Here is a 12,373-nt window from a genome sequence, read left to right on the forward strand (position 1 = left end):
GTTTTCCGCGCGGGGACATGAATCCGGCGGCCCTCCGCCCCACCCCTTTTCGACGGGCGCCGCGCCGGTGCGACCATGGACCGATGCGTAGGGGTGGTGCACGGCGTACGGCGGTCGCTCTGGCGGTCCTCGGATCCTTGCTGGCGACGGTGTCCGCCTGCGGCGGCCCGTCCGGGCCCGGCGCGGGCGGCGGGGCGGGCGCCCGGGCGAGCGGGCCCGCCGGAGGGACGGGGGCGGGCGGCGCGACGGCCGACCCGACCCGCATTCCCGGCGTCGGCGACCGTCTCCAGCGGCTCGTTCCCGCCGACTCCCGGCAGGTCGTCGCGGTGTACGGGCAGGGCGAGGACTCCGCCGCCTCCACGGTCGTGCTGTACACGAAGCGGGGCTCCGGCTGGCAGCGCGTGCGCAGTTGGGCGGCGCACAACGGTACGAAGGGGTGGACGACGGACCACCGCGAGAACGACCGGCGCAGCCCCGTCGGCGTCTTCACGCTCAGCGACGCCGGCGGCGTCCTCCCGGACCCCGCCCCGGCACCCGGCGCCGGCCTGCCCTACACGCGGTCCGCCGCCTTCGCGGCACCGAGGTGGTGGAAGAAGTCCTACTGGCACGACTTCGACTACGTGATCGCCATCGACTACAACCGGGTCAAGGGCACCCCGCCGAACGACCCGACCCGTCCGCGGGGTGCGTCCGAGGGGGGTGGCATCTGGCTGCACATGGACCACGGCAGTGGCACGTCCGCCTGCGTGAGCCTGCCCAAGCCGGCCATGGAGCATCTGCTGCGCACGCTGGATCCGGACCTGCACCCGGTGGTGGTCATGGGGGACAGGGAGCACCTGCGGCGCTGAGCGTACGCCTCCCCGGTCACCCGGTCCGGTCGCCCGGCATGACGCCGGGGCCGTCGACCAGCGTGTCCAGCAGCCCGCCGAGCACCGTACGCTGCTCGCCCGTCAGCGGCGCCAGGATCTCCTCCGCGGCGCAGCGGCGCGCGCCGTGCAGCTCTCGCAGGGCCGCGTGTCCGTCGTCGGTGAGTTCGATCCGGATCACCCTGCGATTGGCCGGGTCCGGGACGCGGCGGACCTTCCCCGCGGCTTCCAGAGCGTCGACCAGCGTCGTCACCGCCCGGGGCACCACTTCCAGACGCTCCGCCAGGTCGGCCATGCGGGGCGGTGAGCCGTAGTGCGCCAGCGTGCGCAGCAGCCGGGACTGGGCCGGTGTGATGCCGAGGTCGCGGTGTTCGAGATGGCGCTTCTGGATGCGGTGCACCCGGCGCGTGAGCCGCAGCAACTGCTCGGCGAGCAGGCCGTCGGGATCGGGGGCGGTCATACGGGAACAATATCAGGATGACGTTCATTGTGAGTATAGGTAACAATGAGCTAAGATCCGGTGAGTCGGGTCCGCCACGTCTGATTCGCAAGGTCGGATCCGCAGGGTCTGATCCGCAGGGTCTGATCCCCTGGATCGCATACGCGAGGTCTCCGGCAGTCCGCCCGGGGCCCGTGATCCGACAGGCTTCCCCCGGCCCCGCGCCCCCGACCTCCGCCGTCCCCGACCTCTGCCGTCCCGGCTTTCCGCTCGCCGACCCCCGTAGGAGCCCATGCATCCCGACCACGAGTCCGCCTGGACCGCACCCGCCGAGGCGAAGGAACAGCCGCGGCAGGTGCGCCGCATTCTGAGACTCTTCCGCCCCTATCGCGGCCGGCTGGCGATCGTCGGTCTGCTCGTCGGCGCCGCGTCGCTCGTGTCGGTCGCCACCCCCTTCCTGCTCAAGGAGATCCTCGACGTCGCCCTCCCGGAGGGACGCACGGGCCTGCTGAGCCTGCTCGCCCTCGGCATGATCCTCGGCGCCGTCCTCACCAGCGTCTTCGGTGTCCTGCAGACGCTGATCTCGACGACCGTCGGCCAGCGCGTCATGCACGACCTGCGCACCGCCGTCTACGGCCGGTTGCAGCAGATGTCCCTCGCCTTCTTCACCCGCACCCGCACCGGCGAGGTCCAGTCCCGCATCGCCAACGACATCGGCGGCATGCAGGCCACCGTCACGTCGACGGCGACCTCCCTGGTCTCCAACCTCACCAGCGTGATCGCCACGATCGCCGCCATGGTCGTCCTGGACTGGCGACTCACCGTCGTCTCGCTGCTCCTCCTGCCGGTGTTCGTGTGGATCAGCCGCCGCGTCGGCCGGGAACGCAGGAAGATCACCACCCGGCGCCAGAAGCAGATGGCCGCGATGGCCGCCACGGTGACCGAGTCGCTCTCCGTCAGCGGCATCCTGCTGGGCCGCACCATGGGGCGTTCCGACTCGCTCACCCGGGCCTTCGCCGACGAGTCGGAGGGCCTGGTCGACCTGGAGGTCAGGTCGAACATGGCGGGCCGCTGGCGGATGGCGGTCATCACGATCGTCATGGCCGCCATGCCGGCCGTCATCTACTGGACCGCCGGCATCGCCTTCCGGTTCGGCGGCCCCGAGGTCTCGCTCGGCACGATCGTCGCCTTCGTCTCGCTCCAGCAGGGACTCTTCCGCCCGACCGTGAGCCTGTTGTCGACCGGCGTCCAGATCCAGAGCTCGCTCGCGCTCTTCCAGCGGATCTTCGAGTACCTGGACCTGCCGATCGACATCACCGAACGGGACGCCCCCCGCCACCTCGACCACATCAAGGGCGAGGTCCGGTTCGAGAACGTCGAGTTCCGCTACGAGGGCACGGACCGCCCGGTCCTCGACGGCATCGACATCACCGTCCCCGCGGGCAGCAGCCTCGCCGTCGTCGGCCCGACCGGCGCCGGCAAGTCCACCCTCGGCCACCTCGTGCCGCGGCTGTACGACGTGACGGGCGGCCGGGTCACCCTGGACGGGGCCGACGTGCGCGACCTCGACTTCGACACCCTCGCCCGGGCGGTCGGCGTCGTCTCGCAGGAGACGTACCTCTTCCACGCCTCGGTCGCGGAGAACCTGCGCTTCGCCAAGCCGGACGCCACCGACGCGGAGCTGGAGGCGGCGGCGCGGGCGGCCCAGATCCACGACCACATCGCAGCCCTGCCCGACGGGTACGACACGGTCGTGGGCGAGCGCGGCCACCGCTTCTCCGGCGGGGAGAAGCAGCGCCTGGCCATCGCCCGCACCATCCTCCGCGACCCGCCCGTACTCGTCCTCGACGAGGCCACCAGCGCCCTGGACACGCGCACCGAGGCCGCCGTGCAGGAGGCGATCGACGCCCTGTCCGCCAACCGCACCACCATCACCATCGCGCACCGCCTGTCCACCGTCCGGGACGCCGACCGCATCGTGGTCCTCGACGCGGGGCGCCTGGCGGAACAGGGCACGCACGAGGAGCTGCTGGCGCAGGAGGGCAGGTACGCGGCACTGGTGCGCCGGGACGCCCGACTGGAGCCGACAAGATGAAGATATGCCGGGTTTGTATGCAGATGGGGGTTACCGTGCCCGCATGCAGACGAACACTCCGCCACGCGGTGCGAGAGGCACGAGGAGAACGATCCGACTGACGCGCCGGGGCCGTATCGCCCTGATCGTGACCGGCGCCGTCGTCGCCGGTACCGCCGTGGCGGTGCCGCTGCTGACGACGGACGACGAGGGCGGGTCGGAACCCACGTCCCTGGTGATCCCGGAGGGCTGGCGCGCGACCCAGGTCTACGCGGCCGTCGACAAGGCCCTGGCCCTGCCCGCCGGCACCACCAGGAAGTCCCTGGCCAAGGCCGAACTGAAGCTGCCCAACGACGCCGAGGGCAACCCGGAGGGCTACCTCTTCCCGGCGACCTACCCGCTCGGCGAGGCCCCGACCCCGGAGAAGCTGCTGGCGGCCATGGTCGACAAGGCGAACGAGAAGTTCACCGGCGCGCCGGTCGCCGCGGGCGCCCAGCGCAACGCCCTGAACGTCTACCAGGCCGTCACGATCGCCAGCATCGTGCAGGCGGAGGTCGCCACCGAAGGCGACATGGCGAAGGCCGCCCGGGTGATCTTCAACCGGCTGGAACGCGGCATGCCGTTGCAGATGGACTCCACCATCAACTACGCCCTGGGGCGCTCCACGCTGCACACCACCACGAAGGACACCCGGATCGACAGCCCCTACAACTCGTACCAGCGCATGGGCCTGCCTCCCACCCCCATCGCCAACCCGGGCGACGAGGCGATGCGCGCCGCGATCAACCCGACCCCCGGCGACTGGCTCTACTTCGTCACGGTCAAGCCCGGCGACACCCGGTTCACCGCCGACCACGCCGAGCACCAGCGCAACGTCGCCGAGTTCAACCGCGTCCGGCAGGACGCCGCCAAGGAGGACCTGGCCACGTGACCGGGCGGGACGTCACGCGGCGAGCTGCTTCCCTTCGGCCAGCAACCGTCTGATGTCCCGTACGGCCGCGCGCCCGGCCCGGTTGGCGCCGACGGTGCTGGCAGACGGCCCGTAGCCGACCAGATGCACGCGCGGGTCGGCCACCGCGCGCGTCCCCTCGACGCGTATGCCGCCGCCCGCCTCCCGCAGCCGCAGCGGTCTCAGGTGGTCGATGGCGGCCCGGAAGCCGGTCGCCCACAGGATGACGTCGGCGTCCACGCGCCGCCCGTCGCTCCACTCGACCCCCTCGGGCGTGATCCGGTCGAACATGGGCCGCCGGTCCAGCACACCCGACTCCAGCCCGGCCCGGATCGCGTCGTTCAGCGGAAGACCGGTCACCGACACCACGCTCTTGGGCGGCAGCCCCTGCCGTACCCGTTCCTCCACGAGCGCAACCGCCGCCCGGCCCGCGTCCTCGTCGAAGGGGCCCTCGCGGAAGACGGGAGGCCGCCGGGTCACCCAGGTCGTGGCGGCGGCGTAGGGAGCGATCTCCAGCAGGTGCTGCGTGGCCGAGGCGCCCCCGCCCACCACGACGACCCGGCGCCCGGCGAACTCCTCGGGGCCGGTGTACCGCGCGGTGTGCAGTTGCCGCCCCCGGAACGTCTCCTGCCCCGGGTAGCGCGGCCAGAAGGGCCGGTCCCAGGTGCCGGTCGCGTTGATCAGCGCCCGCGTCGACCAGACGCCCGCCGAGGTCTCGACGCGCAGCCGCCCGTCCGTGCCCTCGCGCACCGCGCGCACGTCGACGGGCCGCCGCACCCGCAGGTCGAAGACGCGCTCGTACGCCGCGAAGTACTCGCCGACCACCTCCGCGGACGGCCGCGCCGGGTCGGCGTCGGTCAGTTCCATGCCCGGCAGGGAGTGCATCCCGTGCACCTTGCCGTACGTCAGCGACGGCCAGCGGAACTGCCACGCGCCGCCGGGGCCGGGGGAGTGGTCGAGCACGACGAAGTCGCGGTCCGGCTCCCACCCGGTGCGCCGCAGGTGGTGGGCGGCGGCGAGCCCCGCCTGACCGGCACCGATGACGACGACCTCGACCTCGCGTGTGTTGTTCACGCTTCTACCAACCGGGCCGAGGGCTCCGATCTTCCCCCGACCCGCCCCCCTCCGGGCCCGCGTCAGGTCCGCCGGGTACGTCAGGATGGGAGGCATGCCTGACGCCTTCACCACCCGGGTCCTGAACCTCGCCACCGGCTCGGCGGAGCGTGTCGCCGACATCACCGGCGACTGCGAGTCCTTCCTCCGCGAGGCGGCCGCCGGCCGCGACGGCCTCCTCAACGTCTTCGTGCCGCACGCCACCGCCGGGATCGCCGTCATCGAGACCGGAGCGGGCAGCGACGACGACCTGCTGGCCGCCCTGCACACGCTGCTCCCCGCCGACGACCGCTGGCAGCACCGCCACGGCACCCCGGGCCACGGCCGCGACCACGTCCTCCCCGCCCTCGTGCCGCCCCACGCGACCCTCCCGGTGATCGGCGGACGGCTGGAACTCGGAACCTGGCAGTCGGTGTGCCTGGTGGACACGAACGTCTCGAATCACGACCGCACGGTGCGGTTGTCGTTCCTCGGGTAGGGATCGGAGCCTCGGCCCGGCAGGCATCGCGCCTCACCGAGGGTCCCGCGGCGGCCGGCTCGCTGCAACGCGTCGGAAGTTGCCTCCCGTTGACCCAGTGACATCCAGGGCGGTCGGGGGTTACGGTGCCCACGAACAGGGTGACAACGTTGTCAGTCGTGTCAGGACTCGAAGGGAAACAACCCATGCGGTTTGCTTTCAGACCGTTCCGTCCACGTGCTTCCGGGATAGCAGCCGGTCTGATGGCCGCCGTGCTCGTGAGTGGTGGAGTGGTCGGCATGGCCGAGCCCGCCGCCGCCGCGGACGCTGAACCGATCGATCTGGTCAATCCGTTCGTCGGAACCCAGAACTTCGGCAACACCTTCCCCGGGGCGAGCGCGCCGTTCGGCATGGTCCAGGTCAGTCCGGACACCGGCGGCCAGGGCGGCTACGACTACAAGCAGGACTCGATCCACGGCTTCAGCCAGACGCACCTGTCCGGCGTCGGCTGCGGCGTCATGGGTGAGCTGCCCGTCATGCCGACCACGGGCGCGGTCGACTCCGTGGACCCGAACGCCTACCGCTCCCCGTACAGCCACGACGACGAGCAGGCCGTTCCCGGCTACTACCGGGTGGGGCTGAAGAAGTACGACGTCGACGCGGAACTCACCGCCACCGCGCGCACCGGGTGGCAGCGCTACACCTTCCCCTCCACCGGTTCGGCCAACGTCCTGTTCAACACGGGCAAGGCCAACCAGTCCGTGCTGGACTCCGAGGTGCACGTCGTCGGTGACCGCACCATCGAGGGCCGTGTGCACGCCGGGGGCTTCTGCGCCGGACACGACGAGCACACGGTGTACTTCAGCGCCACCTTCGACCGGCCCTTCAAGGCATACGGCACATGGGACGGCGCGGACCCCGAGCCCGGCACCCGCGACGCCGAGGGAGACGGCCAGAACGGCGCCTGGGTGACCTTCGACGCGACCACCGACCGGGACGCCGTCCTGAAGGTCGGGCTGTCCTACACCGGCGTGGAGGGCGCCCGCAAGAACCTGGCCGCCGAGACCGGGGAGTCCTTCGACTTCGACGCCACGCGTGCGGCGTTGCAGGACACCTGGAAGAAGCAGCTGGACTCCATCCGGGTCCGCGGAGGCTCGGCGGACCGGCAGAAGGCCTTCTACACCGCGCTCTACCACAGCCAGTTGCACCCGAACCTCGCCGGTGACGTCGACGGCATGTACCGGGGATTCGACAACAAGACGCACCGGGCCAAGGGCTACACGCCGTATCAGAACTTCTCGCTCTGGGACACCTACCGGCCGCAGAACCAGCTCCTGCAGATGCTGGAGCCGAAGGTCGCCCGGGACGTCGCGCTGTCGGTCGTCGCGGCCGGCCGGGACGGCGGCTGGCTGCCCCGCTGGGCGCTCGCCAACAGCGAGACCAACATCATGACCGGTGACCCGGTCACGCCCTTCCTCGTGGAGGCGTGGTCGAAGGGTCTGCTCGCCGGACACGAGGCGGAGACCTACGCGTTGCTGAGAAAGAACGCGACCAGCACCCCGCCCGCCGACTCGCCGTACAACGGACGCTCGGGATCGGACCACTACACCGAGCGCGGTTACATCCCGTCAGGTCTCGACCTGGGCGAGGACTGCGCGGACAAGGGCGGCGACAACGACTGCAAGCACCCGGCGTCGGCGACGATGGAGTACTCCGCGGCCGATGCGTCGCTCGCGCTGATGGCCGACCGGCTGGGACACAAGGCGGACGCCAGGATGTTCGCCGCGCGCGGGCAGTGGTACCGGAACCTGTGGGACTCCTCGATCCAGCAGTTCCGGCCGCGGACGGCCGACGGCACCTGGCTCACGCCCTACGACCCGGTCGAGGCGGCGCACCAGTTCCATGAGGGCGGCGCGTACCAGTACCAGTGGCTGGTACCGCAGGACCCGGCCGGCCTCGTCGGCCTGATGGGCGGCCGGAGCGCCACCGAGAAGCGGCTCGACTCCTTCTTCGTCCACGACAAGCTGCTCACCGACCCGGTGGGCACCGCTCGGAACGACTGGATCTCCCAGCCGTACGACTACTACGGCAAGCCGACGTACAACCCGAACAACGAGCCGGACCTGCACGCGCCGTACATGTACAACTGGGTCGGCGCCCCGGCGAAGACCGCGACCGTGGTGCGTGCGGCGATGACGCTGTTCACCAACGGGCCGGACGGGATGACGGGGAACGACGACCTTGGCACCATGTCGGCCTGGTACGTCTTCTCCTCCCTCGGCCTCTACCCGACCATGAGCGGTGGCGACTTCCTGGCCCTGTCCAGCCCGCAGTTCGAGTCGGCGACCGTCCGGATCGGCAGCTACCCCAAGGCGTCCGGCACCAAGGGCCAGGGCGGCACGCTGACGATCGAAGCACCCGGAGCGAGCGACACGAAGCGGTACGTGCGGAGCGTGGCCCTGAACGGCAAGGACGTACCCCAGACCTGGCTGAGCTGGGGCAGGCTCGCGCACGGCGGGAAGCTGGCCCACCGGCTCGGGACCTCCCCCTCCTCGTGGGGCACGGGCAAGGGCGCCCAGCCGCCCTCCGTCAACCAGGCGTCCCCCGACAGCCGCAAGCACGTCGACGCGTCGCTGCGGCCCGCATCGGCGGTCGTCCCCACGGGCGACACCGCGCAGACCGCGAAGTTCACGCTGGACGTCCTCGGGCAGGCACCCGGCAAGCTGGGCGTGTCGGTCACGGCGAAGGTGCCCAACGGCTGGAAGGCCACGACGGCACCGCGTTCACCACTGGTGATCGATTCCGGACACCTTCCGGTGCAGAGGAAGGTGTCACTCGACATCACCGTACCGCCGGGCGTCGCCGCCGGGTCCTACCCGGTGGAGGTGAAGGTGGCGGGCCGAGGGGCGGACCCGGTCGTCCGCAAGGCCACTGTCGCGGTGGGAGCCGCCACGACCTGCGCGAGTGAGGAGAACGGGCAGTGCGCGGTGGACCTGCGCGCGGACCTCGGCCACGACGGCACGGCCACGGTGGCGCACTCCGACGAGGGCGACTTCGACGGACATGGCTGGAGCTATGACGGCGACCTGCTGCCGAAGGCGGGGCCGGTCACCTGGGACGGGGTGACGTACGACGCGCCGGACCCCACCGGCACGGCGGACAACTTCCTCGAAGCGAGCGGGCAGGCCCTCCTGCTGCCCGCGGGGCGGCACAGTGCGCTGCGGCTGGTCGGCTCGGCGCACAACGGTCCCGTGACCACCACGCTGACCGTGCACTACACGGACGGCAGCAGTACGGAGGCACCGGTGACGTTCGGCGACTGGGCGGGCTCCGCGCCGGACGGCGGCACGGTCGTCCTCGACATGCCCCACCGCATCAAGCGGGGCAGCGGTGTCGACGGGCCGTCCATCCGGCTCTTCGGTACGGCCGCCGAGCTCGACGGGGACAAGACGGTCCGTTCGGTCTCGCTGCCGGACGACTCCCGCGTCGAGGTCTACGCGATGACGCTCGTCTAGAGGGACGGCGGACCGCCGAAACACAGCCGGCGGTCCGCCGTTCCGGATCGGCGCACCACCTCTCGTCAGGGCCCCGGCGAACGTGCCGGGGTCCTTCGCGTGCCCGCCCCCGGCAACGTGACGGTTGCCTCGACGGAGTTCGGCGGACACGAACGTGGACAACGCCGACCGGCAGGTGCGGCTGTCGCGAGCGGCGCTGCCCGCTTCCCGGACCTGCCCCGAAGGACGCCCGGACGCGGCCTTCCGCGACCCGCTTCAGACCGCCCAGTGTGCCGGGCGCCGCAAGGGGTCGGAGACCTTCGTGCGGGCATCGCCCCGCGCGGCGTTCAGCTGAGGCTGGGTGAGGAACAGCGCGCCGCGCAGGTCTGCCCCGCACAGGTTGGTGTCCCTCATGTCCGCGCCGATCAGGTCGGCGTCGCGCAGGTCGGCGTCGGACAGGTCGGCCGCGACGAGGAGAGCGCCGCGCAGACTGGCGCCGCGCAGCTTCGCGCCGCGAAGCCGCGAGCCGATCAGGTTGGCGCCCCGGTGGTTCTTCTTGCGCCCCGGGACCGCCGCGCGGGCCAGTTCGCCGGCGCGCAGGAGCAGGGGGTTGACCTCGCCCCGCAGCGCGTCCACGTCGACGGCGAGCAGGGTCTGGGCCGTGTCCCGGGTGAGCGCGTCGATCCGCTCGTACGCGCGGCGGAGGTCCCGGTGGACGGGCCGGGCCGAGGGCAGGTCCAGGGCCTGCGCGGTGTATTTCAGGAGTTCCTGAAGCCGGCGCACGACGGCGAAGACCTCGTACATCGCGCGGGCCGAGTCCGGCTCCTCGCGCCAGCTGACGCCCTTGAAGGTGATCTGGGAGACCTTCTGGCCCGCGCCGAAGCAGTCGAACACCGTGCAGCCGCCGTAACCCCTGTCGCGCAGCCGCTCGTGGATCCCGCAGCGGAAGTCCTCCTGGAGGTTGCCGCACGGTGTGCCGGCGGACTTGTCCACCGGGAAGTCCGACGAACGTGAGAAGGGCAGCGCCACGCAGCACAGACCGAAGCAGTCGCCGCAGTCGGCTCGCAGGTCGGGTCGGGCGGCGTTCGGGGTGCGCTCGGGCAAGACGGTGGCTCCTGGTTCGGCGTGCGACGAGGCCGGCGTGTGGGAGGCCCCACGCCCCATGGTCCCGCATCAGCGGATGTCGCTCGCATGCGGACCGCGGCAGGCGGTCCGTGGACGGCGGACAGGGGGAGAGGTGGCCGCCGAACCGGGGCACCTCGTGGGTGAGGTTTCCCTCGGGCCCGGCGACGCGGGTCGCCTCGTTCCGGCCTCCGGACCTGATCGCACGACCGGGTCGGCCCTCTTCCCGCCCGCCGTCACACCGTGTGTCCGGTCCGGCGAGGGAGCCGCTGACCGCCTACGGCAACGGGAGCGGTGGGGCCGGTCGGGCGGCGTCACCGGCGCGTCACCGGCGACCGGGCCCGGAGGTGACGCGCCGGTGTCCGGGCCGTCAGTGGCGCACCCTCCGTACCAGCCGCTTCACCAGCGGCCACGCCAGCAGCAGCACGATCACCGCGTAGACCGTCACCGCGAACGGCGTGTCGACCAGGCCCGTCGCGCTGCCGTCGCTGATCTGCAGCGCGCGGCGGAGCTGCTGCTCGGCGTTGGGGCCGAGGATGACGCCGATCACGGCGGGCAGGATCGGCAGGCCGTAGCGCCGCATGCCGAAGCCGACCAGGCCGATAACGAGCAGGGTCACCAGGTCGATGACCTCGCCGCCGACCGCGTACGCGCCGACGGCCGCGAAGAACATGATCCCGGCGTACAGGTAGGGCCTCGGGATGCGCAGCAGCTTGGCCCAGACCGGTGCCAGCGGCAGGTTCAGGGCGAGCAGCAGCACCATGCCGACGAACAGGGAGGCGATCAGGCCCCAGACCAGCTCCGGTTCGCGTTCGAAGAGCAGCGGGCCCGGCTGGATGCCGTACTGCTGGAACGCGGCCAGCATGACCGCCGCGACCGCCGTCGTCGGCAGGCCCAGGGTCAGCATGGACACCAGCGTGCCCGCCGCCGAGGCCGACGCGGCCGACTCGGGACCCGCCACGCCCTCGATCGCGCCCTTGCCCCACTCGTCCTGGTGCTTGGACAGGCGCTTCTCCGTGACGTACGAGAGGAACGTGGGGATCTCCGCGCCGCCCGCCGGGATGGCGCCGAACGGGAAGCCGATGAACGGGCCGCGCAGCCAGGCCTTCCAGGTCCGCCGCACGTCGCCCCGGCCGAGCCAGGGACGGCCCACCGGGATCGGCTCGGCCGCACCGCGCCGCAGGTGCGCCGCCACCCACAGGGCCTCGCCGATCGCGAACAGACCGACCGCGACGATCACCACGTCGACGCCGTCGGCGAGTTGGAGGGAGCCGAACGTCAACCGCTGCTGGCCGGTCATCTGGTCCAGGCCCACCAGGCCGATCGTCAGGCCGATCAGGAGGGAGGCCAGGCCTCTGACGCGCGACGAACCCAGCACGGACGTCACGGCGATGAAGGCGAGCACCATGATGGCGAAGTAGTCCGGCGCGCCGATGTCCACCGCCAGGTCGGCGACCACCGGTGCCAGGGCCACCAGCAGCATCGTGCCGATCATGCCGCCGGCGAAGTGACCTATCGCGGCGGCCGCAAGGGCCTGGGCCCCGCGCCCGGCCTTGGCCATGGGGTTGCCCTCCATGGCCGCGACCACGGCGGCGCTCTCGCCGGGCGTGTTGAGCAGGATGGACGTGGTCGAACCGCCGAACATCGCACCGTAGTAGATGCCGGCGAACATGATGAACGCGGCGACCGGGTCGAGTCCGTACGTGACCGGCAGCAGCAGCGCCACCGCCATCGCCGGGCCGATGCCGGGCAGGACGCCGATGGCCGTGCCCAGCAGCACTCCGAGTGCGGCCCACAGGAGGTTGAGTGGGGTGAGGGCCGTTCCGAAGCCGTCCATGAGGGAGTTCAGGGCGTTCATG

The 12,373-nt window shown here is 71.7% G+C and carries 9 protein-coding genes; 5 read left to right on the plus strand and 4 right to left on the minus strand.

The annotated features are described in order from the left end of the window. Nucleotides 1-83: 83 nt before the first annotated feature. Nucleotides 84-848, plus strand: coding sequence for a hypothetical protein (locus AC07FV_RS13065; RefSeq protein WP_479086913.1), 765 nt, complete (start codon nucleotides 84-86; stop codon nucleotides 846-848). A 16-nt stretch (nucleotides 849-864) separates the two neighbouring features. On the opposite strand, the gene AC07FV_RS13070 is transcribed toward AC07FV_RS13065, so the two are convergent. Then, on the minus strand, nucleotides 865-1,326 hold the full coding sequence (locus tag AC07FV_RS13070; RefSeq protein WP_479086914.1) for a MarR family winged helix-turn-helix transcriptional regulator: 462 nt from the start codon (nucleotides 1,324-1,326) through the stop codon (nucleotides 865-867). A 271-nt stretch (nucleotides 1,327-1,597) separates the two neighbouring features. Here AC07FV_RS13070 and AC07FV_RS13075 point away from each other — a divergent pair, with 271 nt between their 5' ends. Both AC07FV_RS13075 and mltG read left to right on the plus strand, forming a co-directional pair. Then, a complete protein-coding gene (locus AC07FV_RS13075; protein WP_479086915.1) occupies nucleotides 1,598-3,400 on the plus strand; it encodes an ABC transporter ATP-binding protein in 1,803 nt (600 codons plus the stop codon). Nucleotides 3,401-3,443: 43 nt separating this feature from the next. Further along, on the plus strand, nucleotides 3,444-4,310 hold the full coding sequence (gene mltG, locus AC07FV_RS13080; RefSeq protein WP_479086916.1) for an endolytic transglycosylase MltG: 867 nt from the start codon (nucleotides 3,444-3,446) through the stop codon (nucleotides 4,308-4,310). A gap of 12 nt (nucleotides 4,311-4,322) precedes the next feature. Here the strand turns inward: mltG and AC07FV_RS13085 are convergent, their stop codons facing one another. Beyond that, on the minus strand, nucleotides 4,323-5,402 hold the full coding sequence (locus AC07FV_RS13085) for an NAD(P)-binding domain-containing protein (RefSeq protein WP_479086918.1): 1,080 nt from the start codon (nucleotides 5,400-5,402) through the stop codon (nucleotides 4,323-4,325). A gap of 94 nt (nucleotides 5,403-5,496) precedes the next feature. Between AC07FV_RS13085 and AC07FV_RS13090 the strand changes: the two genes are divergently transcribed. Both AC07FV_RS13090 and AC07FV_RS13095 read left to right on the plus strand, forming a co-directional pair. Further along, nucleotides 5,497-5,919, plus strand: a complete 423-nt coding sequence (locus tag AC07FV_RS13090; RefSeq protein WP_479086919.1) for a secondary thiamine-phosphate synthase enzyme YjbQ — start codon at nucleotides 5,497-5,499, stop codon at nucleotides 5,917-5,919. A 278-nt stretch (nucleotides 5,920-6,197) separates the two neighbouring features. After that, a complete protein-coding gene (locus tag AC07FV_RS13095; protein WP_479086920.1) occupies nucleotides 6,198-9,413 on the plus strand; it encodes a GH92 family glycosyl hydrolase in 3,216 nt (1,071 codons plus the stop codon). Between the two features lie 255 nt (nucleotides 9,414-9,668). Here the strand turns inward: AC07FV_RS13095 and AC07FV_RS13100 are convergent, their stop codons facing one another. Continuing rightward, entirely contained in the window at nucleotides 9,669-10,496 is an 828-nt protein-coding gene (locus AC07FV_RS13100; protein WP_479086921.1) for a pentapeptide repeat-containing protein, read from the minus strand. Nucleotides 10,497-10,884: 388 nt separating this feature from the next. Then, nucleotides 10,885-12,372 (minus strand): tripartite tricarboxylate transporter permease, encoded by a 1,488-nt coding sequence (locus tag AC07FV_RS13105; protein WP_479086922.1) that lies wholly within the window; start codon nucleotides 12,370-12,372, stop codon nucleotides 10,885-10,887. Nucleotide 12,373 lies beyond the last annotated feature (1 nt).

The organism is Streptomyces sp. NPDC045956 (assembly GCF_056430705.1).